The organism is Kitasatospora atroaurantiaca (assembly GCF_007828955.1).
Taxonomy (GTDB): Bacteria; Actinomycetota; Actinomycetes; order Streptomycetales; family Streptomycetaceae; genus Kitasatospora; species Kitasatospora atroaurantiaca.
Genome location: NZ_VIVR01000001.1, coordinates 5,428,575 through 5,454,145, shown reverse-complemented (window position 1 = coordinate 5,454,145; position 25,571 = coordinate 5,428,575). Strand labels below are relative to the sequence as shown.

Below are 25,571 nucleotides of genomic sequence, written 5' to 3'. Positions count from 1 at the left end.
TTCACAATCATCCACCGGATATTGTCCACCATAGTGAACGCATCCGTTCCTTCATAGCGCGCAGCTGGGCTACAGGGCAGTCATAGCAGCGGGGGCAGCCCTGGTACTACCCGCAGTTCAGGCACTACGCGCTGAACCGCCGGCACGCCGTCAACCGCGGCCGGTAACCGCAGATTCGACTGCGGAAGACAACTGCAACCAGAAGCAGTAGCCAGCAGGGGGCATTACATGGCTATCTCGGACACACTAAGCAAGGCTGCACCATCGCAAGCCAGCCGCGGCCAGCACAAGGGCATCGCCCTGGCGGTCATCGCGGCCACCCAGCTCATGGTCGTGCTCGACGCCACGATCGTGAACATCGCACTCCCCCACATCCAGGACGCGCTGGAGTTCTCCAACACCAGCCTGTCTTGGGTCATCAACGCCTACACCCTGACCTTCGGCGGGCTGCTGCTGCTCGGCGGCCGGGCCGGCGACATTCTCGGCAGGCGCAGGGTCTTCATCTTCGGCGCTCTGCTCTTCGGCCTGGCCTCGCTGCTCGGCGGTTTCGCGCAGGACTCCGGCATGCTGCTGGCCGCCCGTGCGCTCCAGGGCATCGGTGGTGCGATCTGCTCACCGACCGCGTTCGCCCTGATCGCCACCAACTTCGAGGAGGGGCCCGAGCGAAATCGGGCCTTCGGGGTGTTCTCCGCGGTCGCGGGCTCCGGTGCCGCCATCGGCCTGCTGGCCGGCGGTCTGCTCACCGAGTACCTGAACTGGCGCTGGGTGTTCTTCGTGAACGTGCCGATCGCCGTCCTCATCGCGGTTGCCGCACCGCTCTACATCAACGAGTCCGAGCGCCACGAGGGCCGCTTCGACCTCCCGGGTGCGCTCACATCCACGCTCGGTCTGGTCAGCCTGGTGTACGGCTTCATCCGGGCCGCCTCGGAGGGCTGGAGCGACTCGCTGACGCTGGGTTCCTTCGCCGTCGGCGTGGTGCTGCTCGCGCTCTTCCTGGTGATCGAGCGGCGCACGGCACAGCCCATCACGCCACTGCACCTGCTCGCCAACCGCAACCGTACGGGCGGCCTGGTGATGATGCTCTGCCTGGCGGCCGCCATGTTCGGCATCTTCTTCTACATCACGATCTTCGTACAGCGGGTGCTCGGCTACAGCCCGCTGAAGGCCGGTGTGGCCTTCCTGCCGATCAGCGTCGCGATCATCATCGCCGCGCAGATCGCCTCCGTCTTCCAGGCCAAGTACGGGCCCAAGCCCTTCATGGCCGGCGGGGCCGTGCTGGTGACCGGCGGTCTCACCTGGCTGACGCAGACCAGCGCGGACAGCAGCTACGTCACCGGGGTGCTCGGCCCCACGGTCGTCTTCGGCTTCGGAATGGGTCTGATCTTCGTCCCGGTGATGCTGCTCTCGGTGGCGGGTGTACCCGGCCACGAGACCGGTGCGGCGTCCGGCCTGCTCAACTCCATGCAGCAGATCGGCGGTTCCCTGGGTCTCTCGATCCTGACCACGGTGTTCGCCACGGCGGCCCGTAACGAGGGCAAGCTGCAGGCGCCGGACTTCATGGCCAACGCGACACCCGCGCAGAAGGCGGAGTTCGCCGCCCAGGGGCAGTTCCCGGTGGGCACCAGCTGGTACAACGAGGTGCTGGCGCACGGCATCGCGCAGGCCTTCATCATCGGCGCCGCGCTGGCCGCGGTCGCCCTGCTGGTGTCCGTCTTCGTGATCAAGGCCAAGCCGGGCGACCTGCCCACCGAGGGCGTCGCGGCCGCGGTTCACTGACCGTAGCCCGCGTTTCACTGATACACCGTCAACACCGACCGACAGACGGGCCGTACGGTCGCGGGTGTGCCCCCCGGCACACCCGCGGCCGGCTCGCCGCCCGTCGCTACGGCAGGTAGTCCTCGCGGAATCCGGCCCGCAGGCAGGCGTTTCCGCCGTCCGGTGCCACCGGGTTCTTCCGAAGTATGTCCCTGGCGCGGGCCTCGGCCAGGCTGGTCGAGTACCAGCTCGACCTCGCCTCTGAGAGGTCCTGGCTGATCAGCTGCAGCGCGCAGGTCCGCCGGTCGTCCGGCAGCCGGTCGAGGGCCGGCACGGCGTCCGCCGACAGCTCCCTCAGGTACCCGACATCGAGCTTGCCGGACTTCTCGTACCGCGCGACGTTCTGCTCCGCGATCAGCGCGTCCGGCCCCAGCAGCCCGAACACCCCGACAGCGAGAGCCGCGCTGAGCACCACGGCCCGGGGCAGCCAGCGCCGCGAGCTCAGCACTCCCCCGGCGATGACCAGCAGGAACACCACGCCGAGCCACAGCTCCACCGCCGCCACCGAGATCCGCAGCCTGGTCAGCCCGAAGGCGTCCACGTAGAGCTGCATCCGGTAGAGCGCCGAGGCCACCACGACCAGGGTCAGCGCGCAGAGCAGCCCGAGCAGGCCCTTGACCAGCAGCCGGTCGCCGGCCGTGCGCCGGGGTGCCCAGCGCTTCGCCAGCGCGACCACCACGAGCGTGAGCACCGTGACCCACAGCAGCTGCCAGAAGCCCTGCCGCGCGTACTCGGACGGGATCAGCCCGGGCTTGCGCAGGATCGCCTGGTAACCGTCGACGAACACCACCAGCTGGACGGCCGCAAAGGCTCCGAAGAGCAGGTTCAGGGCGATCAGCGGCAGTGCCCACTCCACCCGGCCGCGCTCCCGCCCGGGCGCGACGGGCAACCGGTCCCAACGCCTGGGGGAGGCCGCCGTGTGCGCGGCACCGAGCGCCACCACCAGGCCGACCGCGAACATCAGGACCCGCAGCGGCAGATCGCCCACATCGGCGCTCGGCATCAGGTCGCCGAACAACTCACCCATGGCCGCATCCGCACTGGCGAACAGCGCACCGAAGACCACCAGCAGGCCGAGCGCCACGGCGGAGGCCTTTAGCACGGGCAGGATCCGCTCCCGCGCCGGGTACTGACGATCACGCAGCGTCATCGCCGCCCACGGCACCGACGGTACGAGATGCGCCCAGAAGCCCAGAGGACCGAGCAGCACCCCGGCCCACCTGGACCCGCCGTGCAGCGCGAGCGAGCCGATGCCGAGCGCCGTCACGATCGCCAGGAAGGTCGGCCAGCCGGCGTCGGTGAGCACCGGAACGACCAGCAGCAGCAGCGCCACGACACCCCAGAGGACCGTCCACGGCCGTACCTGCCGCCCGGCGGAGCGCCCTGCCAACCCGGCCGCCACGGCGGCGATCAGCGCGCAGATCAGCAGGTTCACCCCGATCCCGTCCGCCAGCACGGCCGCCGACACCAGTCCGGCGGCGAGGCCGGCCGCCACTACCCGCACCCCGGGCACCGGGGTCGGCTTGCGCGGCTCGGTGGCCTTCATCCAGGCGGGCGGCTGCAACGGGCTCGGCACCACCGGCGGGCGGTACGGGTCGTTCGGCACGCGCGGCGGCGGGGCGGCAGCGGACGGACTGGACATGAGTCCCCCTCAGGGATCGGTGAGCACGCGGTCCGCTCCCTCGGGCGCCGCGGCATGACCGTGACTGTAGGGTCCCTGCGATCATTCTGAACAGGTTCAAAACATGCCTGGGGCGCTTGTGTCGCAGACTTGTGACACAAGCGCCCCACGGACGGAGGGTCAGTACGACCCGTACAGCGAGTACATCAGCGTGTCCTTGGTGGCCGGCCCGAAGCTCGCCGGCCAGGTCCCGAAGGGCACCCCGGTGCTGCTGTAGGCGCCCTGCCCGGCCGCTCCGGTGCTGAAGTTCATGTTGTTGACGGCCGCGCTCGTCCCGTTGCTGTTGTAGACGAACCAGTACGTGGTGTTGGCACTCAGCGTGGCGCTCACCGGCAGCGAGTTCCAGGCGTTGGCGGTCAGGGTGCCGCTCGCCGTGGAGACCACCAGGGTGCCCGGCGAGCCGCCGCTGTCGGTGTACACCGCCAGCTGGTACTGGTTGTTGGGCGCCGCGCTCACCGAGCCCACGTGCACGCTCAGCGAGGTCAGCGGCACCGGGCTCGCACCCGTCGTCACCTTGCTGCCGTTCAGGTGGTTGGAGTCGGTGTCGTCGATCAGCGTGCCGACGGCGGTGTTCCCGATCGTCTGCGGCGGCGCTCCTCCGGTGGTGAAGGAGACGCTGTACGGGCTCGCCAGCACGTTCCCCGCGATGTCCTTCACCCCCTGCACGGTGGCCGTGTAACCGGTCGTCAGTGCCAGCGCCGAGCCGGGCGTGAAGACCGCGCTGCTGGTCGTGCTGTCGTACGCGACCGAGCCGGCCACCGCAGCACCGCCGCTCACCCGCAGCGTCACCGTCGAGGCCGTCACCGTCGCCGGGTCGAGCGGCTCACCGAAGGAGAACCGCACCGCCGCGGAGGGCGCCACCCCCGTGGCCCCGTTCGCCGGGGAGGTCCCGGTCACCGTGGGCGCCGTGGTGTCCTGGCCGTAGGTCGCGACGTACGAGCCCACCGTCCCGTCGAAGAAGGCGTAGGACACGCCCTTGATCGTCTCGATCCGGTACGGCACGGACTGCCCCTGCCGGCTCAGACCGGCGAGGCTGCCGGAGGCCGAGTTGACCGGCACCATCGCGCGCAGACCGTTCGCCCCGCCCGTGATGTCGAAGCTCAGCGAACTGCCGCTCCAGGCCAGCTTGCTGAAGGCCGAGCCGTTGCGCCCGTCCAGCCAGGTCAGCATCTGGCGGCCCGACACCACCGGAACGCCCTTGGCCTTGGCCGCGGCGATGATCGCGTCCGAGGCGGTCGAGGCGGCGTAGTCCGTGTGGATGTTGGCGGTGAGCGCCGCGTAGTAGCCCTGCGAACCGTAGGCGCCGTTCAGCAGTGTGTTGACGGTGGCGGGGTAGGTCTGGCCCGACTCGTCGGTCAGCTGGGTGGTCGCCTGGTACTCGTCGATGACGCTGCCGTCGGTGTCGGCGAACTTCATGATCTCGCCGGTGCCGTTGAAGTAGCCGGGCCGGTCCTTGGTGAAGGAGGACGGATAGAAGTAGTAGTCCTCGTCCAGCCGGATGCCGTTGGCCAGCTTGGTCCTGGCCTGCGTCGCCCAGTCGTCCCACTCCACGCAGTGCGTGCGGCTGCTCGACGGCGTCGGCAGGGAGGGGTACTTGGCCTTGAAGGCGTTCAACTGGTCGGTGTACATGCCCTGCAGAGCCGCCGTGGTGCCCCAGGGCTGGCAGTTGGTGGTCACGTGCAGCCCGACCTCGAAGCCCTGGTCGGAGTAGGCCTGTGCCTGGGCGGCGGTCATCGGCCCGCTGGTGTAGAGGTACGAGGAGCCCCGGATGCACTCCCAGTTGGCCACGTTGCAGCCGGCCGGGCTCTGCGCGATGTACCCGTCCCAGCGGCCCGCCGTACCGCCGATGCCGTGGTCGTCACCGCTCATCACGACCACCGCCTTGACGTCGCGGGGGAAGTACCAGAAGCGCGGCAGCGGCTTCTTGGCCGAGTCCACCAGGGTGATCAGGTTGGCCAGCAGCCGCTGCTGCTCGTCGGCGATGGGGATCAGCGCCTTGTCCAGGTTGTTCCAGTCCGGCTGGCCGCCCGTCCCGAAGAACATCTCGCTCGCCTCGTAGCCGTCGGTGGCGTCACGCTGCTGACCGGCCCAGGCGATGTTGCCCTGCCGGGTCTGCACCACGGACTTCGCGAGGTCGAAGGTGAACGCGGCGGCCCGGCCGCTGCCCGCCGTGCGCAGCGTCACGGCCGGGTTGGCGGTGGCGGTGCTCGCGTCGCTGTAGAGGGTGGCCACGGCGGTCGCGCCGTTCAGCGTGTACCGGTCGGCGGTGCCGTGGTAGCCCATGGTGTCGCCGGTGAGCCCGGCGCCGGGGGCCGCCGAGGTGTCGATCTTCAGGTAGGCGTCGGACTGCGTCCCGGTGGTGGCCGTCAGGCCGAGCAGCGGGGCGAGCTGCTTGTCCGGGCGCATCGCGACCAGGCGTCCGCCGCCGTTGGTCCAGTCGCTGAACATGGTGACCTGGGCGGCCGTCAACGGCATCTCGCCGAGCAGCACCACGTCGTAGGAGGCGAGCGTGGAGCTGGTCACCGCGGAGAGGTCGCTGACCTTGTAGCAGTTGAGACCCTCGGCCTTGAGGATCTCCGTGTAGTACCGGGTGTACGGGTTGCCCGGGCTGCTGACCAGCAGGATCGGGCCCTCGCCGCCGGGGCCGGCGCCCGGCGGGGTGCTGCCGCCGTCGTCCGGGGTGTACGTCGCGTAGATCGAGAAGCTGAGGTTCTCCGCCGTGGTGGCGCCGAAGGTGGCGGGCCAGGTCCCGAAGGTGGCGCCTCCGTTGCCGTACGCGCTGGTGCCGCCGCTGGTGTACTTGAGGTTGTTGACCGTCGCGTTGCTGCCGTTGGTGTTGTACGCGAGCCAGTACGGGGTGTTGGGGCCGAGCGTGGCGGTGACCGGCAGGGTGTTCCAGGCGTTGGCGGTGAGCGTCCCGCTCGCGCTGCTCGCCAGCAGGGCGCCGGGCTTGCCGCTGCTGTCGGCGTACACCGCCACCTGGTACTGGTTGTTGGGCGCCGCGCCGACCGCCCCGACGTACACGCTGATGCTGCTGACCGCTCCGCCGGCGGATCCGGTGACGTACCGGGAGGCGTTGAGGTAGTTGGAATCCCCCGAATCCGTGGCCGTACCGACCACGTTGTTGCCGAGCACGGCCGTGCCGGCGGCCCACGCGGGGGCGGCCACCAGGGCCGATGCCGCGAGCAGGGCCACCAGCAGGCCTGCGAGTCGTTTCTTGAGCCCCACGCCGTCCCCCAGCGTCCGATAACCACATCAGCGGCCGAATTGCCGCCTCCGGTTTACCGGTTGCGAGGTGGGCGTGTCCGCAGAATCCACACATTCCCGAGGCATGACACCCGATGGAGCGTCAGCCCTTGACGGACCCGGCCAGCAGCCCCCGGACGAAGTAGCGCTGCAGGCTGAAGAAGACGATCAGCGGGACGATCAACGACAGGAACGCCCCGGCGGTCAGCAGCTCCCAGCGGCCGCCGAAGGACCCGGACAGCTGCGCCAGCCGAACGGTCATCGGCGCGACCTCGGCCGTTCCTCCGGCGAAGGTGAGCGCCACCAGCAGGTCGTTCCAGACCCAGAGGAACTCGAAGATCGCGAACGAGGCGAGGGCGGGCGTGCAGAGCGGCAGCACGATGGACCGGAAGATCTTGAAGTGCGAGGCGCCGTCGACCACGGCCGCCTCCATCAGGTCGCGCGGCAGCTGCGAGATGAAGTTGTGCAGCAGGAAGATGGCCAGCGGCAGCGCGAACATGGTGTGCGCCAGCCAGACCGGCGCGTACGTCCCGCTCAGGTCGAAGGCCGGGACGATGGTCAGCCCGCCCAGGTGCGCGCCGCCGGAGAACAGCTGCAGCAGCGGGATCAGCGCCATCTGCAGCGGCACCACCTGCAGCGCGAAGATGATGAAGAAGACCGTGTCGCTGCCCCTGAACCGGACCCAGGCCAGCGCGTACGCGGCCATTGCGGCCAGCACCAGCGGGAAGATCGTGGCCGGGGTGCTGATCGCCAGCGAGTTGACCAGGAAGGGCATCATCCCGGCGCTGTTGCCGAAGCCTCCCTCGAACAGCACCGCGTGGTAGTTGGAGAGGATCAGGTCGGGGTGGACGAAGACCTCCCACCAGCCGCTGCTCGCCACGTCCTGCTTGGGCCGCAGAGAGGTCGCCAGCAGGCCGAAGGTGGGGATCGTCCAGAGCACCGTCACCGCGATCACGAACACCGAGGCGAGAGGGGCGCTGAAGGACTTCCGGACCGCCTTGGCCGCCGTCAGGGGCACGGGCTGCACGGCCTCGCTCATCGGGTCTCACGCTCCTTGCGCAGCTGGACGATGTTGTAGGCCACCAGCGGCAGCACGGCGAGGAAGAGGATCACGGCGAGCGCGCTGCCCCGCCCGACGTTGAACTGCACGAAGGACTGCGAGTACATCTCGTTGGCCAGCACCTGGGTGCCGAAGTTGCCGCCCGTCATGGTGCGGACGATGTCGAAGGCCTTCAGCGTGGTGATCATGACGGTGGTCAGCACCACCACCAGCGTGGTCCGGATCATCGGCACCGTCACGTACCAGAAGAGCTGCAGCCCGCGCGCCCCGTCCAGCCTGGCCGCCTCGGTCACCTCGTCGGGGATCGCCTTGATGGCCGCCGACAGCACCACCATGGCGAAGCCGGTCTGCACCCAGACCATGACCGCCATCAGCAGGAAGTTGTTGAGCGGCTGGGAGAGGATCCAGTTCGGCGGGTGCTCCCAGCCGAGGCTGATGGCCAGTTGGCTGAGCAGGCCGATCTGCTGCTGGGAGGAGTCCCGGGCCTCGTAGACGAACTTCCAGATGATGCTGGCGCCGACCAGCGAGACGGCCATGGGCATGAAGATCAGCGACTTGTACAGCGCCTGGCGCCGCATCCGTTCGACCAGCAGCGCCAGGACCAGCCCGAGCCCGGTGGCCGCCAGCGGGGCGATCACCAGCCACAGCAGGGTGTTGAGCAGCACCGTGTGGATCGAGTCGGTGGTCAGCGCCCAGCCGTAGTTCTTGCCGCCGAGGAAGCGGGTGCTGTCGTCGTTGTAGAAGCTCAGGTACACGGTGCGGACCAGCGGGGCGACCAGGCCGACGATCAGCAGCAGGACGGCCGGGCCCAGGAAGATCCCGATGGCGAGCGGCCGGCTGAGCCGTCCGCTCGCCCGGCCCGCCGCGAAGAACACCACCAGCAGGATCCCCAGGAACCCCGCGATCGCGCCGAAGCTGTTGCCGAGCTTGATGGTGGCATCGGTCCACGCCGAGTCGGCCAGTAGAGCCGTGGGCATGCGAAAGGTCCTTCCACCGGAGAGAGGTTCGGGCGACGCGGGCGGGTGGACCCGCGCCGCCCTGGACGGCTGTCTACTGCGGCCAGGCCGCGTCGATGTCAGCCGCCACCTTCGGGATGGCCTGTCCCTCGGCGAACCAGGCGGTCAGCGACTTCCACTCCTGGCCCGAGCCCACCGCGGCCGGCATCAGGTCGGAGCCGTCGAACCGGAAGGTCGCGGCCGGGTCGGTCAGCGCCTCGGCGGAGAGCTTGTCGATCGGGTCGGTGTAGAGGCTCTTGTCGACGCCCTGATTGGCGGAGACCCAGCCGCCGGACACCTTCACCCGGCTACCGGCCCACTCCGAACTGGAGAGGTAGTTCTGCACCGCCTGCACCTCGGGCCGGTCGGAGAACGCGGCGAGGAACTCGCCACCGCCCTCGACCGGGTTGGGCACCGAGGGGTTCACCGCGGGCAGGTGGAAGGCGAAGATGTCGCCGTCCGCCGCGATCTTGGTGCCCTTGGCCCACTGCGCCCGGTAGAAGGACGCCTGCTGGAGCAGCCAGCACTTGTTGGTGAGGATCGGCGCGCCCGCGTCCTGGAAGGTGGTGGTGGCGATCGACTTCACGTCGCCGATCCCGCCGTTCACCCAGGCCGGGTTCTGCATCCAGCCCGCCACCGTCTGCATCGCGGTGGTGATCTTCGGGTCGCTGAACTTCACCTGGTGGCCGACCCACTGGTCGTAGACCTCACCGCCGTACGAGCCGAGGACGACCTCCTCCAGCCAGTCGGTGGCCGGCCAGCCGGTGGCCGTGCCCGAGCCGATGCCGCCGCACCAGGGCTTGCCGCCGCCCGCCTTGGCGATCTTGTCGCTGAGCGCCATCAGGTCCGCCCAGGTCTTCGGCACCTCGTAGCCGGCCTGCTTGAAGTACTTCGGCGAGTACCAGACCAGCGACTTCATGTTGGCGCTCATCGGCGCCGCGTAGAAGGTGCCGTTGACCGAGCCGTACGTCTTCCAGACCGGGCTCCACTTGTCCTCGTTGGCGACCGTCCCGGCCGGCGGCTTCACGACCTTGCCGGTCTTCACCATCTGGGCGAGCAGGCCGGGCTGCGGGATGATCGCGAAGTCCGGGGCATTGCCGCCGGTCACGCGTACCTGCAACTGGGACTCGAAGTCGTTGGAGCCCTCGTACGAAATCTTGATGCCCGTACAAGAACTGAATTCGGCCCAGGACTTCTCCAGCGAGTCCGACTCCGGGCTGAGGATCGAGGCGTACATCGTCACCTTGGTCCCGGCGTGACCGGCGTACGGCTGGTACTTGGCGCAGTCGCCGGTCAGGGCGGCTGCGGACGAGGCGCCGCCACCGTCCTTGGAGGAGCTGTTGGAGCAGGCTGCGGTGAGGGCGAGGGCAAGGACGGCCGGGACGGCGAGCAGGCGCCGCCGGAGTAGTACGGGCCGGGACTTCTGGGTCATCGGCGGCCTTCGATCGCGATCAGGGTGGGGGTCAATGCGTCCTCCTTGCCAGGGCATGACATGCCAGCAATAAGACAGAACAACACTGCGCTGTACCGGAGATCGATCTGTACCCAGCGGGGGCTGGCTTGAAGACGTTAACTTAACTGTTACCGCACGCCAAGGTGTGCGTTCGACCTTCATCGGCCAGTGCCACAGTCGTGACCTGGCCGTGCTGGGCCGGGCCGCCACCCGGTGGCGGCCCGGTCGGTCCTACAGCCGGACGGGCAGTTCCCGCAGGCTGTTGACCACCATCGACGGGTTGGGCCGCAGCTCGCCGTCCTCGACCGCCAGGGCCAGACCCGGGAAGCGCTCGAACAGCGCGGGCAGCGCGACGGTCGCCTCCAGCCGGGCCAGCGGAGCCCCCGGGCAGACGTGCGGGCCGTGCCCGAAGGAGAGGTGGCGGGCCGGCTCCCGGGTGATGTCGAAGAGCTCGGCGGTGATGCCGTGCTGTGCGGGGTCCCGCCCGATCGCGTTGTACGAGACAAGGACGGCCTCGCCCTCGGGGATCACCACCTCGCCGACCTTGATGTCCTCGATGGCGAAGCGGAACAGGAAGTTGCTGGTCGGCGGCGTCCAGCGGAGGGACTCCTCGACCACCGCGGACCAGGGCACCTCGCCGGAGCGCACCAGCTCCAGCTGATCGGGGTGGGCCAGCAGGGCGCGAACGGCGTTGGTGATCAGGTTGACGGTGGTCTCGTGCCCGGCCGCGATGATCACCCGCAGGGTCGCCGCGGCCTCGGCGTCGGTCAGCGCCCCGCCCTCCACGTCGGCGGCCAGCAGCGCGCTGGTCAGGTCGTCCCCAGGCTCCGCCCGCCGCTTGGCGACCAGGTCGGCGACGAAGGCGTTGAGCTTGGCGATCGTCGCCTGGACGTCCGCCGCGACGCTGCTGAAGAAGCGCTCGTACAGCTCCCGCACGTACGCGTGGTCCGCCTCGGGCACCCCGAGCAGCGAACCGATCACCGTCATCGGCAGCGGGAAGGCGAACGCCGTCTTGAGATCCACCACGGGCCCGGCCTCGGCCAGCCGGTCCAGCAGCTCGGCCGTGACCTCCTCCACCTTGGGCCGCATCAGCTCCACCCGGCGGGGCGTGAAGGCCTGCGCGACGATCGCGCGCAGGCGGCGGTGCTCGGCCCCGTCCGTGGTGACCATGCTCGGGCCCGGCACCGCCAGGCCGATCAGCGGCCAGCTCTTCGGGATCTCCCCGCGCTGGTACGCCGCCCAGTGCTGGGCGTTCTTCACCAGCCGCTGGTCCGTCAGCAGCTCCCGGGCCTCGGCGTGCCGGGTGACCGCCCAACCCCGGACCCCACCCATCAGCTCCACGGCCACCACCGGGCCGGCCTCGCGCAGCAGGGCGCCCTCGGCGGCGTTGTCGCGCGCCAGCGGGTCCATCACGATCGGGGCGGTCATCCGCTCACTCCTCAGACAGTCGACGGGACGTCAGGCCACATAGCCCGGCGTGAAGGCCACCGGCAGTGCCACCAGTGCGCGGACCCAGGCAGAGGGCCGCCAGACCAGGGCGTGCTCGGCCACGGCCAGGCGCAGGTCCGGCAGCCGGTCGAGCAGCACCTCGATCGCCGTGGTGGCGATCACCTCGGCGGACTCCTGGGCCGGGAAGGGGCAGCCGTGGGCCCCGTACGAGAAGCTCATGTACGCCCGGTTCCCCTCGGCCGGCCGGCCGCTCTCCTGACGGACCGACGGGTCCGCGTTGGCGCCGGCGATACCGAGCAGCACCATGTCGCCCTTGGCGATCCGCTGCCCGCCGAGCTGCGTGTCCCTGGTCGCCCAGCGACCCGCGAAGATCTGCGTCGGGGTGTCCTCCCAGAGCGCCTCGGAGAGCGCCTGGCTGATGCTCCGCCGGCCGCCGGAGAGCGAGGCCGCGAACCGCTCGTCCGTCAGCATCAGGCGCAGCGCGTTGGAGATCCAGTACGCGCACGGCTGGTGACCGGCGATCAGGATCACCCGCATGTCGCGCATGACCTCCTCGTCGGTCAGCCCGGCCTCGTGCGCCAGCAGCCGCGAGGTGATGTCCGGGCCGGGCCGCTCGCGCTTCTCCTGCACCAGCTTCAGCATGCTGTCCAGCAGCCGCTGCGCTCCGGCCTGGGCGTCGGCCCCGCCGTCCAACATCGCCAGCAGGCCGCTGATCAGCACCGGAGCCTCGTCCTCGCCGAGCCCGAACAGCCGGCAGAGCACCAGCAGCGGCACCCGGTGCGCGTACTCGGCGACCAGATCCGCCTCGCCCCTGCCCGCGAACTCGTCGATCAGCCGGTCGGCGATCTCCTCGCAGTGCTTCTTCAGCTCGTACGGGTCCACCCCCGCGAGGGCCTCGGTGACGGCGTCCTTGCGGCGCTGGTGCTCGACCCCCTCGGCGTAGAGGATCGACGGCACCGGAGCCATCATCGGCTTGAGCGGCCAGTCCGCCGGGATCTCCGGCCACTGGTTCCAACGGCTGGAGTCACGGCCGAAGACCTTCGGCTGGCTGGTCATCAGCTGCAGCTCGCGGTAGCCGATCACCAGCCAGGCCGGCACTCCCCCGGCCAGCTCGACGGGCGCGACCGGGCCGTGGGTCTCCCGGAGCTCCTGGTAGAGCTGCCCCGGGTCGGTCTGGAACCGCGGGCCGTACAGCGGGGCCGCACCTGCGTGCGCCGGGCAGCCCGGCGGCGGGGTGGTCGCGGGCTCGGTCACGGGGTCTTCTCCTGTTCGACAGCGACGGCGACAGCGTCTGCGGGTGTGGCCTCGGCCGGAGCTGCGGGGGCGGCCCCGGCCAGTCGGTGCAGATGGCGGAGCAGCTCGATCAGCACCTGCTTGCTGGACTCCCGGTCCCGGGCGTCGCAGTCCACCAGCGGGACGCTCTCCGAGAGGTCGAGGGCGGCCCGGACCTCCTGAAGGCTGTGCTCCTGCTCGCCGAAGTTGTTGCGGGCCACGATGAACGGCGTGCCGTGGTGCTCCAGCCGGTCGATCGCGTACCAGGACTCCTCCAGCCGGCGGGTGTCCACCAGCACCACCGCGCCCAGGGCGCCGTTGAACAGCCGGTCCCAGAGGAACCAGAAACGTTCCTGCCCGGGGGCACCGAAGAGGTAGAGCACGTTCTGGTCGTTGAGGGTGATCCGGCCGAAGTCGAAGGCCACCGTGGTGGACCGTTTGCCCTGGATGCCGGAGAGGTCGTCGATGCCCTCGCCGGCCTTGGTCATCGTCTCCTCGGTGTTGAGCGGACGGATCTCGCTCACCGCGCCGACCAGGGTGGTCTTGCCCACACCGAAGCCGCCCACCACCACGATCTTCAGACCGTTCTCGACCGTGCTGCGCAGGGGTGTGACGGCTCTGCCGGGCAGTACGGCGGTGTCAGAGCTGTTGGAGTCCATGGAGCACCTGCTTCAGCGTGTCGAGGTCGGGCAGCCGGGCCTTGGTCGGGGCGAACCGGGGGTGCCGCGCGGTGATCCGGTGGGTCTCCAGCAGGTCGCCGAGCAGGATCTTGACCACGCTCACCGGCAGCGCCAGCTCGGCCGCGATCTCCACCACGGCCGTCGGGTTGACGCACAGCCGCAGGATCCGGGCGTGCTCGGACTGCATGCCGGGCACCGGCTCCTGCTCGGTGACGATCAGGGTGACCAGGTCGAAGGCGTGCTCCGGCGGACGGCTGCGGCCCCGGGTGACGGTGTAGAGCCGGTCCGGATCCTCGTCCCGGCCCGGAAGCTGCCTGCTCATGCGGGCACGGCGTCGTCGATCCCGGCCTCGTCGAGCTCCCGCGGCGGGGCACTGAGGAAGGCGCCGATCTGCTCGATCAGACCGTGCATGTTGTGGCCGACCACGCCCACGTCGGCGTCGTCGTCGGTCACCACCGCGAGATGCGCGCCCTCACCGGCCGCCACGATGCACAGGATGCCCCCGTGAAACTCCGTCATCGACTGCCGGACCCCGCCGGTGCGGTCGCCGAACTCGATCGACGCGCCGTGCGCCAGGCTCTGCATCCCGGAGGCGATCGCCGCCAGCTGGTCCGCCTGGTCCGTGCCCAGCCCGGCCGTGTGGCACAGCTTGAGACCGTCGGCCGAGAGCACCAGGGCGTGCCGGGCGCCTGGCGTGGCGGTCAGCAGGTTCTCCAACAGCCAGTCGAGGTCGCGATCGGTGCTGCTGCTCATCAGGAGTCATCCTTCGGGAGAGCGTCGGTGGTGTCGGGCCCCTGCTGGAGGGCCCTTCGGAAGGCGCCGAACCGGGCCGCGGAGACGGCCGCGTCGGCTCGTACGGGCTGCGCCGGCCGTACGGGCTGCGCCTGGAAGAGCGGCGCGGAGGACTGCGAGGCGGAGGACTCCGAGCCGGAGGGCAGCGAGGCGGAGGGCTTCGAAGCGTTCGAAGCGGAGGGCTGGGAAGCCGCGAGGGTCTGCCCGCGACGGCGTTGCGGCAGGCCGTTGTCGGCGGTGGCAGGGCTGCTCCGCCGGGGCTCCAGGACCGCGCGGGTCGGCTCCGCGGCCGGCTGCTGCGTCCGGGCCGCCTCCACCGCCTTGGCGAGGGCCGGTGTCGGGTGGGTGACCAGCTGCTCGGGAATCAGCATCACCACGCCGGTGCCGCCCCGGGCGGAGGGCCGGAAGGAGACCGACAGCCCGTGCTTGCGGGCCAGCGCGCCGACCACCGCCAGGCCGAGCCGGGTACCGGCCGAGAGCATGGTGAGGTCCAGCGGCTCGGCCGACACCGCCCGCTCGGCCCGGCGCAGCCAGCTCTCGCTGAGGCCCAGGCCGCCGTCCTCGACGGTGATCACCAGGCCCGAGTGGACCTCCTCGACGTACACGTGCACCTCGGCCGGCGGGGCCGAGAAGTTGGCGGCGTTGTCGAGCAGTTCGGCCAGCGCGTGCATCACGCCCTCGGCCGCGAAGCCGGCCACCGCCGCCGTGCTGGCGGAGTGCAGGCGCACCCGCTGGTACGCGCCGATCCGGCCGAGAGCACCACGCAGAATGCTCTCCACGCCGATCGGCTTGGTCCAGCGCCGGCCCGAGCGGGCACCGGTGAGCACCGCGATGCTGTCGGCCATCCTGCCCGCCTGGGCGGTCGCGTGGTCGAGGCTCAGCAGGTCGCCCAGGACGTCCTCGCCGTGCCGGTGCTGCATGTCGCGCAACTCCGCGTGCATGCTGGTGGCCAGTGCCTGGACCCGGCCGGCCGCCGTGGCGCAGACCGCGAGGGCGGCCGCGCGCTGGCGTTCGCCCCGGCCGATCTCCTCCGCCACGGTGCGCAGCAGGCCGGCGTGGGCCGGCCCGGTGTGCCCGGCGAGTGCGGAGTCGACCGAGCTGCCGGCCCGCAGGCGCTTGACCACCTCGGGCAGGATCGCGGCGGAGAGCCGCTCGACCTCCTCGCGCCCCTGCTGCCCGGCCTCGGCGGCGGCCCGCAGTTCGGCGGTCCGGGCCTCGGCCGTGGCCAGGTCCGCCCGGGCAGCGGCGAGGTCGGCGTTGGCGCCGTCGGCCTCGGCCTGGGCGGTGGCGAGGGCGGCGCGCAGGGCGGCTGCCGCCGAGTGCGTGGCGGAGAGGTCGGCGTGCAGCGCGGCCGCCTGCGCCCGGGTGTCCATCAGCTCGTGGCGTACGGTGGCGAGTTCGCCGTGCATCCGCCGGGAGCGGTCGGCCTGCCAGACCGCCACCAGGACCAGGGCGCACCACAGGACGAGAGCACCGCCGACCGTACCCGCGACGGCCGCCCGGTGGACGGTGGGAACGGCGGTGGTGGCGGCAGCACCGGTGCCCGCGCCGACCAGGATCCCGGCCGCCGCCCACAGCACGGTCCTGCCGTTCGGGCGTTGGTGCGCCCCGCGTTCGGGGCGCGTGCGAGCTCTCATCAACATGATCCTCGGGGCGGGGCGTCAGCGTCGGGCGGGCGACAGCGCACCACCGCCCGGGGCACGCGGCAGAGCGGGCTCCGGGCGGTTGATCAGTACACGCGGTCAACAGATCATATCCATTCACCACTTGTACTCAACCGGCGAGTTGACGATGCGTTCTGTCACATGACGCTGTGCATCCGTACAACCGGTGTCGACCGGGCCTCAGGCCAGCCTGGCCTCGACCGCCCGCCGGACGGCCTTGACGTCCAGGCCGTGGTCGGCGATCACCCTCGCGGCGAGGCCGTCGCCCTCGCGCAGCAGCCCCAGCAGGATGTGCCCGACGGCGATGTGGTCGGCACCCAGCCGGATCGCCTCACGCAGGGACAGCGCCAAGGTCTTCTTCGCCCGGTCGGTGAACGGGCTGCGCCCGCCCCCACCCTTGAACCAGCCGCGCCGCCGCGACTGGTCCCCACCGGCCGGCCCGTCGAGCGCGCCCTCCCCGAACTCCGCCTCGACGGCCTCCCGTACGGCGTCCAGGTCCACCCCGATCGCCGCCAGAGCCTGCGCGTCTCCGCCGGACCCGAGCAGCCGGACCACCACGACGCGGGCGGCGTCATGGTCGAGCCCGGCCTCCACCAGCACGGCCGCCGACGGGTCCTGCGGGTCGGCCAGGATGCCGAGCAGCAGGTGCTCGGTGCCGATGTACCCGTGCTTCAGCTCGGCCGCCTCGGCCTTCGCCTGCACGACCACCTGCCGTGCGCCCACGGTGAATCGCTCGAACATCGTCAGCCTCCGTCCTTGTCCATGTCCGTGTCCTTGTCCTTGCCGAAGCCGCGTCGGCCGTACTTCTTGTGCACCGCTTGTCTGCTCACGCCCAGACACACCGCGATGTCCTGCCAGGACCAGCCCTGGCCACGGGCGTTGCCGACCTGGAGGTCCTCCAGCCGGTCCGCCAACTCCCGCAGCGCCCGGACGGCCCGCAGGCCGACCGACGGGTCACGACTGCTCGCGTCTGCCGCGAGCTGCTTCGTCTCGCTCATACTGTCAACTTAGGTTGACACCTCACGCTTGTCAACCAAAGTTGACACTTCTCCGGCCGGAAGTCGTCCCGCCGCGCCCGCCCCCGGGTTACGGTCCTTGGCATGACGACTGCTGCGACGGACACGGGGTCGGGAGCCGGGGCGCTGCTCCGCAGTTGGCGTGAGCGGCGGCAGTTCAGCCAGCTGCAGCTCGCGCTGCGCGCCGACTCCTCGGCACGACACATCAGCTTCATCGAGACCGGCCGGTCCAGGCCCAGCCAGGAGATGATCCTGCGCCTCGCCGAACACCTCGACGTTCCCGTCCGGGAACGCAACACCCTGCTGCTGGCCGCCGGTTACGCTCCGCTCTACCCGGAGACATCGATGGACGACCCGACCATGGACGCGCTGCGCGCCGGCGTGGAGCGCCTGCTGGCGGCCCACGACCCGTACCCGGCGCTGGTCGTCGACGGCACCTACCGGATCCTGGCGGCCAACCGGAGCGTCGGCCTACTGCTGGCGGGAGTGGCCGAGCACCTCCTGGAGCAGCCGCTCAACGCGATGCGGATCACCCTGCACCCGGAGGGCCTCGCGCCGCGCATCCGCAACCTCCACGAGTGGCGGGGCCACTTGCTGGAGCAGATGGAGCGCCAGATCGCGCTGGTGCGCTCCGAGCCGCTGCGCGCCCTGTACGAGGAGGTGAGCGCGTACCCCGTGCCCGCCGACGCCGGGGCGGAGTCCAGCCGTGACGCGGCGGAGCTGTTCCCGTTCGCGCTGCCGCTGCGGATCGAGCACGACGGGCGGGTGCTGTCGTTCTTCTCGACCATCGCGACCTTCAACACGCCCATGGACGTGACCGTCTCCGAGCTGGCCATGGAGACATTCCTCCCGGCCGACCCGGAGACGGTCGCGTATCTTCAGTCGCTCACGCCCTAGCAGGCGTCAGGCGGCGCTCGCCCGCACGGCCCTGAGCGCGGAGAACTGGAGCGCGGCGAAGCCTGCCACCGTCGCGGCCTGCATCGGAATCCAGACCAGGCCCGCCGTGGTCGGGGAGAGCAAGGCCTCCAGCGCCACGATGCTGAGCACCGGCCAGATCAGGTTGGCCTCGATGACGGCCTTCACCGCGGGCACCGGCGGCTGCCTGCGGGTCGCCAGCACGCCGACCCCGGCACCGAACAGCAGCAGGAACGCGCCGATGTCGAGCAGCAGCATCCGGTCGATCCCGAGCAGCCGCCCGAGCGGGCCGGACAGGGCGAGGTACGCGAGGCCGTTCCCGCCCGTGACGACCGCGTCCAGCGCCAGGAAGCGGCGCAGGTAGGTCAGCGGAGCAGTACCGGTGGAGCGGGGGGCGCGGGCGGCGGCGAAGGAGTTCGCGGACATCGTGGATCAGCCTCCGGAAAGCATCGAAAGTGCAGGTCGGCGGACTGGCCCCGGGTCTCTCCTGTCTCCCTCGGACCAGCTGGTACCACCATGCCCGGCGCCTCCGGAAGGGTCGATTACGCCGCTGGTAATGCCCTCCCGGTAATGCGGAAAAGGGAGCCGGCCCATGGGCCGACTCCCTTTTCCTGACCTGCAGACGGTCACCTCAACGGCGACCGCTCAGCGGTTGCCTCTCAGCTGCAGCCGCTGGTCGAGCCGCAGCCCTCGCAGAGGTAGCAGCTGCCCGCACGGCGCATCTTGGTGCCGCAGGAGAAGCAGAGCGGCGCGTCGGCGTTGAGACCGAGCTGGATCTCGATCAGCTCCGTGGAGTTGTGGGCCTGGGCCGGCGCGGCCTTCGGCTTCTCGGCCACCGGCTGGGCGGCGGGCTGCGAGGCGCGCGGCGCCGACTGGGCCAGGCCCTCGACGTCCACGTCCTCCGGCTCGGGCTCGACCGGCTCGTAGGAGCCGGTGTCGAGGTGGCGCTGGCGCTCCTCGACGGAGTGGATGCCGAGGGCGGAGCGGGTCTCGAAGGGCAGGAAGTCCAGCGCCAGGCGGCGGAAGATGTAGTCGACGATCGACTGGGCCATCCGCACGTCCGGGTCGTCGGTCAGGCCGGCCGGCTCGAAGCGCATGTTGGTGAACTTCGAGACGTAGGTCTCCAGCGGCACGCCGTACTGCATACCGACCGAGACGGCGATGGAGAAGGCGTCCATCATGCCCGCGAGGGTCGAGCCCTGCTTGGACATCTTCAGGAAGACCTCGCCGAGGCCGTCGTCCGGGTAGGAGTTGGCCGTCATGTAGCCCTCGGCGCCGCCGACCGTGAAGGAGGTGGTGATGCCGGGGCGGCCCTTGGGGAGGCGCTTGCGGACGGGGCGGTACTCGACGACCTTCTCGACGGCCGGCTCGACGGCCTTCGCCTCGACCGCGGCCGGGGTCTTGGTCTTCGCCGAGAGCGGCTGGCCGACCTTGCAGTTGTCGCGGTAGATGGCGAGCGCCTTGACGCCGAGCTTCCACGCCTCGAAGTAGATCTCCTCGACCTCTTCGACGGTGGCGTTCTCCGGCATGTTGACGGTCTTGGAGATCGCGCCGGAGATCCACGGCTGGATCGCCGACATCATCCGCACGTGGCCCATCGGCGAGATGGAGCGCTCGCCCATCGCGCAGTCGAAGACCTCGTAGTGCTCGGCCTTCAGGCCCGGCGCGTTCAGCACGTTGCCGTGCTCGGCGATGTGGGCGACGATCGCCTCGACCTGCTCCTGCTGGTAACCCATGCGACGGAGGGCGCGCGGCACGGTGCCGTTCACGATCTGCATCGAGCCGCCGCCGACCAGCTTCTTGAACTTGACCAGCGCCAGGTCGGGCTCGACGCCCGTGGTGTCGCAGTCCATCATCAGGCCGATGGTGCCGGTCGGGGCGAGCACCGACGCCTGGGCGTTGCGGAAACCGTTCTGCGCACCGATGCGCAGCACGTCCTGCCAGGTCTCGGTGGCCGCGGACCAGACCGGGGCGTCCAGGTCGTCCACCGCGACGGCGGCGGAGTTGGCGTCCGCGTGCTGCTTCATGACCCGCTGGTGCGGCTCGGCGTTGCGGGCGTAGCCCTCGTACGGGCCGACCACGCCGGCGAGTTCGGCGCCGCGGCGGTACGCGGTGCCGGTCATCAGCGAGGTGATGGCGCCGGCCAGGCCGCGGCCGCCCTCGGAGTCGTACGCGTGGCCGGTGGCCATCAGCAGGGCGCCGAGGTTGGCGTAGCCGATGCCCAGCTGGCGGTAGGCGCGGGTGGTCTCGCCGATCTTCTCGGTCGGGAAGTCGGCGAAGCAGATGGAGATGTCCATCGCGGTGATGACCAGCTCGACGACCTTGGCGAAGGTCGCGGCGTCGAAGCTGTCGTCGTCGCGGAGGAACTTCATCAGGTTGAGCGAGGCGAGGTTGCAGCTGGAGTTGTCCAGATGCATGTACTCGGAGCAGGGGTTGGACGCGTTGATGCGGCCGGACTCCGGGCAGGTGTGCCAGTGGTTGATGGTGTCGTCGTACTGGATGCCCGGGTCGGCGCAGGCCCAGGCCGCCTCGGCCATCTTGCGGAAGAGCTTCTTCGCGTCGACGGTCTCGATGACCTCGCCGGTCATCCGGGCGCGCAGACCGAAGTCGGTGCCCTTCTCGACGGCGGTCATGAACTCGTCGGAGACACGGACCGAGTTGTTGGCGTTCTGGTACTGGACGGAGGTGATGTCGTCCCCGCCGAGGTCCATGTCGAAGCCCGCGTCGCGCAGCGCGCGGATCTTCTCCTCCTCCTTCACCTTGGTCTCGATGAAGGCCTCGACGTCCGGGTGGTCGACGTCCAGCACGACCATCTTGGCGGCGCGCCGGGTGGCACCGCCGGACTTGATGGTGCCGGCGGAGGCGTCGGCGCCGCGCATGAAGGAGACCGGACCGGAGGCGTTGCCGCCGGAGGAGAGCAGCTCCTTGGAGGAGCGGATGCGGGAGAGGTTGAGGCCGGCGCCGGAGCCGCCCTTGAAGATCATGCCCTCTTCCTTGTACCAGTCGAGGATCGACTCCATGGAGTCGTCGACGGCCAGGATGAAGCAGGCGCTGACCTGCTGGGGCTGCTTGGTACCGACGTTGAACCAGACCGGCGAGTTGAAGCTGAACACCTGGTGGAGGAGGGCGTGGGTCAGCTCGTGCTCGAAGATCTCGGCGTCGTCCGCGGTGGCGAAGTAGCCGTGCTTCTCACCGGCGGCGCGGTAGGTGAGCACCACGCGGTCGATGATCTGCTTGAGGCTCCACTCGCGCTGCGGGGTGCCGACCGCGCCGCGGAAGTACTTGGACGTCACGATGTTCACGGCGTTGACCGACCAGAAGTCGGGGAACTCGACGCCGCGCTGCTCGAAGTTGATCGAGCCGTCACGCCAGTTGGTCATGACGACGTCGCGCCGCTCCCAGCTGACCTCGTCATAGGGGTGGACGCCAGGAGTGGTGTAGATGCGCTCGATCCGCAGGCCGCCCTTGGGCGCCTTGCCGGCTCCCTTGGCCGCCTTCTCGGACTTCGACCCGCGCGCGGAACCGCTCGTAGTGTCAGTCACTTCTCTCCTCCTGGTGCAGTGCCCCAATTGTCCCTCGGGAACTGCGTCGCTCTCCTGGTGTGCGGCAGGCAAAAAGTCCCCCGCCATGCACGATGTGTAATGTTGTGCACACGCCCGGTAGGCGCACGACGGAACGTCGGTAACGTCGCCCTAGGGCGCTGCGGCGGGGGCAGGCACCGGGGTACCGGCCTCCGCGCTGAAGGGCCGCTCGGCGCGGAGTTCCGCGATGGCGGCCTCGAAGTCCTCGAGTCCGTCGTACGCCCGGTACACGGACGCGAAACGGAGGTAGGCCACGACGTCGAGATCCTTGAGCGGGCCGAGTATGGCCAGCCCGACGTCATGGGTGGAGAGCTCGGCGCTGCCGCTCGCCCGGACGCACTCCTCGACCCGCTGGCCGAGCTGGGCGAGGGCGTCCTCGGTGACCGGGCGGCCCTGACAGGCCTTGCGGACGCCGGAGATGACCTTCTCCCGGGAGAACGGCTCGGTGACGCCACTGCGCTTGATGACCATCAGAGTGGCCGTCTCCACCGTGGTGAAGCGGCGGCCGCAGTCAGGGCACTGGCGGCGGCGGCGAATCGAGCTGCCGTCGTCACTGGCACGACTGTCCACGACACGGCTGTCCGGGTGTCGGCAGAAGGGGCAGTGCACCTGAGGACTCCCTCTCTGGCATGACAGGCGGACCGGCACACTCTAGCCGACCACAACTTGTAGGCCCAATCGGGGACTCTGGCACAAGATCTAGGTCTGCGGTAGCCGCCACGCCGCGCCGTGTCGACCCCTTCGAAGTCGTGAAATAGACTTCTCAGGTCGAACATTTAATCGATGTACACCCAAAACCTTGATCGGGTCAGCCGACTCCGAGATAATTCACTCGAACGTGTGTTTGGCGCAACCTTTCGATAGGTGCAGCAGTTGAGCTGGACAAGGGAGAGCACCTGTCGAATGAGGGCCGCCATGAACACCGTAGAAGCCAAGACTTCCATCCCGGTGCAGGAGCGTTCCGCGCGCACCACCGACCAGGAGAGCGTGGACCACAGCATGAGCCGCAGCCAGCCGATCGAGCACTCGTCGGTGCAGGACGCCGTGCTCGGCGCGCCAGCCCCCGTGCGCTCCTTGCCCGGGCGCCCGCCCGGCATCCGGACCGACGAGGCCGGCCTGACGGAGCGCCAGCGGCGCGTCATCGAGGTCATCAGGGACTCGGTGCAGCGCCGGGGTTACCCGCCGAGCATGCGGGAGATCGGCCAGGCCGTCGGCCTCTCCAGCACCTCCTCCGTGGCCCACCAGCTGATGGCCCTGGAGCGCAAGGGCTTCCTCCGCCGCGACCCGCACCGCCCCCGGGCGTACGAGGTCCGCGGCGTCGAGGTCGCCCGGCCGAACACCGCGGAGGCCGCCGGCCGGCCCTCCACCTCGTACGTGCCGCTGGTCGGCCGGATCGCCGCCGGTGGCCCGATCCTGGCCGAGCAGACGGTCGAGGACGTCTTCCCGCTGCCGCGTCAGCTGGTCGGCGAGGGCGAGCTGTTCGCGCTGACCGTACGCGGTGACTCGATGATCGAGGCCGCCATCTGTGACGGCGACTGGGTCACCGTCCGCCGCCAGCCGGTCGCCGAGAACGGCGACATCGTCGCCGCGATGATCGAGGGCGAGGCCACCGTCAAGCGGCTCAAGCGCGAGGACGGCAGGATCTGGCTGATGCCGCACAACCCGGCGTACGACCCCATCCCGGGCGACAACGCGACCATCCTCGGCAAGGTCGTCGCGGTCCTCCGCCGCCTCTGACTTGTCGGGGTTACCTGCAGGGGCGCGGGGCTCTGTTTGATCAACTGCGTGCGCGAATCGGAAGGGTACGCAGTTGATCAAACAGAGCCCCGCGCCCCTGTTGTGACACCCCTAACTGCGCTTGGTGACCGGGCGGACCGGGGCCGCCGAGGCGTCGATCGCGGCCAGTGAGCGCCGCACCTGGTTACGGTCGTTGGTGTACCAGAAGTCCGGCATCGAGGAGCGGAAGAAGCCGCCGTAGCGCGCCGTGGCCAGCCGCGGGTCCAGCACCGCCACCACACCCCGGTCGTCGGCCGCCCGGACCAGCCGGCCGGCGCCCTGCGCCATCAGCAGCGCCGCGTGGGTGGCCGCCACCGCCATGAAGCCGTTGCCGCCCGCCTCCTCGACCGCCTTCTGCCGGGCGCTCATCAGCGGATCGTCCGGACGCGGGAACGGGATGCGGTCCATCACCACCAGCTGGCAGGCCGAGCCCGGCACGTCCACGCCCTGCCAGAGCGAGAGGGTGCCGAAGAGGCAGGTCTGCGGGTCGGACGCGAACTCCCGGATCAGCTCGCCCAGGGTGTCCTCGCCCTGCAGCAGGATCCGGTTGTCCAGCCGCTCGCGCAGCGCCTCGGCCGCCGCCTGCGCGGCCCGCATCGAGGAGAAGAGCCCGAGCGTACGGCCGCCGGCTGCGCCGATCAGCTCCGCCAGCTCGTCCAGCATCTCCGGCCGGTCCGGCTCCCGGCCGGGCGGCGGCAGGTGCTTGGCGACGTAGAGGATGCCCTGCTTGGGGTAGGCGAACGGCGAGCCGACGTCGATCCCGCGCCAGTACGGCGGCGCGTCCTCGCCCTCGTCGAGCGCGGGCTCCTCGGGGCCGCGTACGTCCGGCAGGCGGCCCTCGCCGGGCAGGCCGACCGAGGCAGCCACGCCGTTGAAATCCCCGCCGAGCTTGAGGGTCGCCGAGGTCAGGACGACCGAGCGCTCCTGGTAGAGCTTCTCCCGCAGCAGCCCGGAGACGCTCAGCGGCGCGACCCGCAGCGAGGCCGTGCCCATGCCGAAGCGGTCGCTGCGCTCGATCCAGACCACGTCGTAGGCCGACTCTGCGAGCAGCCGGTCCGCCGTCTCGTGCAGCGTCTCCGCCGAGGCCATCGCCTGCTTGCGCACCGCGTCCTCGTCGGTGAGCGCCTTGTCGCGCGTCTCCCCCAGCGAGGTGATGACCAGGCGGCAGGCGTCCCGGATCGCCGCCACCGCGTACGAGAGGTACTCGGGCAGCTCCTCCACGCGGCCCGGCTGCGCTGTCTCCATCAGGCCGTGGAAGCTCTCGGCGGCGGCCTGCAGCGCGTCCACCGCCTTCTCGTTGGCGAGCTTGGCCGCGCGCTTGACGGCCCGGTTGACCGCGCCGACCGTCAGCTCCGCGGTGGCGGCGCCGGTGACGCGGTTCACCAGCTCATGGGCCTCGTCGACGATCAGCATCGCGTGCTCGGGGAGCACGGGGGCGCCCTCGATCGCGTCGATCGCGAGCATCGCGTGGTTGGTCACCACCACGTCGGCCAGCTTGGCCCGCTCCCGGGCCTTCTCCGCGAAGCACTCCTGCCCGTACGCGCACTTGCTGGCGCCCAGGCACTCCTTCGAGGTGACCGAGAGCTGTGCCCAGGCCTTGTCGGAGACGCCGGGCGACATGTCGTCCCGGTCCCCCGTCTCCGTCTCCTCGGCCCACTCGCGCAGCCGCAGGACGTCCTTGCCGAGCTTGCCGGTCGGGCCGCCGAGGGCGTCCACCGGGTCGAAGAGCCCCTCGCCCTCGTCGCTCGGGGTGCCCTCGTTGGCCCGGTGCAGGCAGAGGTAGTTGGAGCGGCCCTTGAGCATCGCGAACAGCGGGCGGCGGCGCAGCACCGGGTGCAGCGCATCCACCGTCCGGGGCAAGTCCCGCTCGACCAGCTGGCGTTGCAGGGCGAGGGTGGCGGTGGCCACCACCACCCGGTCGCCGTGGGCGAGCGCGGGCACCAGGTACGCGAGGGACTTCCCGGTGCCCGTACCGGCCTGGACCAGCAGGTGCTCACCGGCGTCGACCGCGTCGGCGACGGCCTCGGCCATCCGGATCTGGCCGGGCCTCTCGACGCCGCCGACGGCGGCGACCGCGGCGTGCAGCAGCTCCGGGAGCTCGGCCCGGGGCACGGGCTCCGGGGCCTCGGGAGCGCCGGGGAGGGGTTGGGGTGCGGAGTCGTTCGTCATGACGGTT

General features: G+C 70.4%; 20 protein-coding genes. 3 read left to right on the top strand and 17 right to left on the bottom strand.

Going from position 1 to position 25,571, the window contains the following annotated elements; all coding sequences use genetic code 11:
• Window positions 1-228: 228 nt before the first annotated feature.
• Window positions 229-1,776 carry an MFS transporter gene (locus FB465_RS24710; RefSeq protein ID WP_145793960.1) on the top strand — a complete coding sequence of 516 codons (1,548 nt, stop codon included), beginning with the start codon at window positions 229-231 and terminating at the stop codon, window positions 1,774-1,776.
• 106 nt (window positions 1,777-1,882) lie between these two features.
• On the opposite strand, the gene FB465_RS24705 is transcribed toward FB465_RS24710, so the two are convergent.
• From FB465_RS24705 to FB465_RS24645, 13 genes are all read right to left on the bottom strand, one after another.
• The gene (locus FB465_RS24705; protein WP_145793958.1) at window positions 1,883-3,457 is read right to left on the bottom strand and encodes a DUF4153 domain-containing protein; all 1,575 of its coding nucleotides are present in this window, start codon (window positions 3,455-3,457) and stop codon (window positions 1,883-1,885) included.
• Window positions 3,458-3,616: 159 nt separating this feature from the next.
• The gene (locus FB465_RS24700; protein WP_145793957.1) at window positions 3,617-6,724 is read right to left on the bottom strand and encodes an Ig-like domain-containing domain; all 3,108 of its coding nucleotides are present in this window, start codon (window positions 6,722-6,724) and stop codon (window positions 3,617-3,619) included.
• Window positions 6,725-6,845: 121 nt separating this feature from the next.
• The gene (locus FB465_RS24695) at window positions 6,846-7,781 is read right to left on the bottom strand and encodes a carbohydrate ABC transporter permease (RefSeq protein ID WP_145793955.1); all 936 of its coding nucleotides are present in this window, start codon (window positions 7,779-7,781) and stop codon (window positions 6,846-6,848) included.
• On the bottom strand, window positions 7,778-8,779 hold the full coding sequence (locus FB465_RS24690) for a carbohydrate ABC transporter permease (RefSeq protein WP_145793953.1): 1,002 nt from the start codon (window positions 8,777-8,779) through the stop codon (window positions 7,778-7,780). The genes FB465_RS24695 and FB465_RS24690 overlap by 4 nt, the downstream gene beginning before the upstream one ends.
• Window positions 8,780-8,852: 73 nt before the next feature.
• Complete coding sequence (locus FB465_RS24685; RefSeq protein ID WP_145793952.1) at window positions 8,853-10,229, bottom strand: ABC transporter substrate-binding protein; 1,377 nt, start codon at window positions 10,227-10,229, stop codon at window positions 8,853-8,855.
• A gap of 252 nt (window positions 10,230-10,481) precedes the next feature.
• Window positions 10,482-11,678, bottom strand: coding sequence for a cytochrome P450 family protein (locus FB465_RS24680; protein WP_145793950.1), 1,197 nt, complete (start codon window positions 11,676-11,678; stop codon window positions 10,482-10,484).
• A gap of 30 nt (window positions 11,679-11,708) precedes the next feature.
• Window positions 11,709-12,953: a cytochrome P450 gene (locus FB465_RS24675; protein WP_145793949.1), complete on the bottom strand. Its 1,245-nt coding sequence runs from the start codon at window positions 12,951-12,953 to the stop codon at window positions 11,709-11,711.
• The gene (locus FB465_RS24670) at window positions 12,950-13,630 is read right to left on the bottom strand and encodes a GTP-binding protein (RefSeq protein ID WP_145793947.1); all 681 of its coding nucleotides are present in this window, start codon (window positions 13,628-13,630) and stop codon (window positions 12,950-12,952) included. Before FB465_RS24670 ends, FB465_RS24675 begins: the two co-directional genes overlap by 4 nt.
• Window positions 13,611-13,973 (bottom strand): DUF742 domain-containing protein, encoded by a 363-nt coding sequence (locus tag FB465_RS24665; protein ID WP_145793945.1) that lies wholly within the window; start codon window positions 13,971-13,973, stop codon window positions 13,611-13,613. The genes FB465_RS24670 and FB465_RS24665 overlap by 20 nt, the downstream gene beginning before the upstream one ends.
• Window positions 13,970-14,404 carry a roadblock/LC7 domain-containing protein gene (locus tag FB465_RS24660; protein ID WP_145793943.1) on the bottom strand — a complete coding sequence of 145 codons (435 nt, stop codon included), beginning with the start codon at window positions 14,402-14,404 and terminating at the stop codon, window positions 13,970-13,972. Before FB465_RS24660 ends, FB465_RS24665 begins: the two co-directional genes overlap by 4 nt.
• Window positions 14,404-16,080 (bottom strand): sensor histidine kinase, encoded by a 1,677-nt coding sequence (locus FB465_RS24655; RefSeq protein ID WP_246192816.1) that lies wholly within the window; start codon window positions 16,078-16,080, stop codon window positions 14,404-14,406. Before FB465_RS24655 ends, FB465_RS24660 begins: the two co-directional genes overlap by 1 nt.
• A gap of 207 nt (window positions 16,081-16,287) precedes the next feature.
• On the bottom strand, window positions 16,288-16,848 hold the full coding sequence (locus tag FB465_RS24650) for a Clp protease N-terminal domain-containing protein (protein ID WP_145793941.1): 561 nt from the start codon (window positions 16,846-16,848) through the stop codon (window positions 16,288-16,290).
• Between the two features lie 2 nt (window positions 16,849-16,850).
• Window positions 16,851-17,105: an RNA polymerase subunit sigma-70 gene (locus FB465_RS24645; protein WP_145793940.1), complete on the bottom strand. Its 255-nt coding sequence runs from the start codon at window positions 17,103-17,105 to the stop codon at window positions 16,851-16,853.
• 102 nt (window positions 17,106-17,207) lie between these two features.
• On the opposite strand from FB465_RS24645, the gene FB465_RS24640 reads away from it, so the two are divergent.
• Window positions 17,208-18,020, top strand: a complete 813-nt coding sequence (locus FB465_RS24640; RefSeq protein ID WP_145793938.1) for a helix-turn-helix domain-containing protein — start codon at window positions 17,208-17,210, stop codon at window positions 18,018-18,020.
• Between the two features lie 6 nt (window positions 18,021-18,026).
• Here FB465_RS24640 and FB465_RS24635 read toward each other — a convergent pair whose 3' ends face one another.
• The 3 genes from FB465_RS24635 to nrdR all read right to left on the bottom strand — a co-directional run bounded on the left by FB465_RS24635 (window position 18,027) and on the right by nrdR (window position 22,228).
• Complete coding sequence (locus FB465_RS24635; RefSeq protein ID WP_145793936.1) at window positions 18,027-18,464, bottom strand: hypothetical protein; 438 nt, start codon at window positions 18,462-18,464, stop codon at window positions 18,027-18,029.
• Between the two features lie 233 nt (window positions 18,465-18,697).
• Window positions 18,698-21,580, bottom strand: coding sequence for a vitamin B12-dependent ribonucleotide reductase (locus FB465_RS24630; protein ID WP_145793935.1), 2,883 nt, complete (start codon window positions 21,578-21,580; stop codon window positions 18,698-18,700).
• 150 nt (window positions 21,581-21,730) lie between these two features.
• Window positions 21,731-22,228, bottom strand: a complete 498-nt coding sequence (gene nrdR, locus FB465_RS24625; protein ID WP_145793933.1) for a transcriptional regulator NrdR — start codon at window positions 22,226-22,228, stop codon at window positions 21,731-21,733.
• A 390-nt stretch (window positions 22,229-22,618) separates the two neighbouring features.
• Here nrdR and lexA point away from each other — a divergent pair, with 390 nt between their 5' ends.
• A complete protein-coding gene (gene lexA, locus FB465_RS24620) occupies window positions 22,619-23,356 on the top strand; it encodes a transcriptional repressor LexA (protein ID WP_425461258.1) in 738 nt (245 codons plus the stop codon).
• A gap of 111 nt (window positions 23,357-23,467) precedes the next feature.
• Here the strand turns inward: lexA and FB465_RS24615 are convergent, their stop codons facing one another.
• On the bottom strand, window positions 23,468-25,564 hold the full coding sequence (locus FB465_RS24615) for an ATP-dependent DNA helicase (protein WP_145793930.1): 2,097 nt from the start codon (window positions 25,562-25,564) through the stop codon (window positions 23,468-23,470).
• Window positions 25,565-25,571 lie beyond the last annotated feature (7 nt).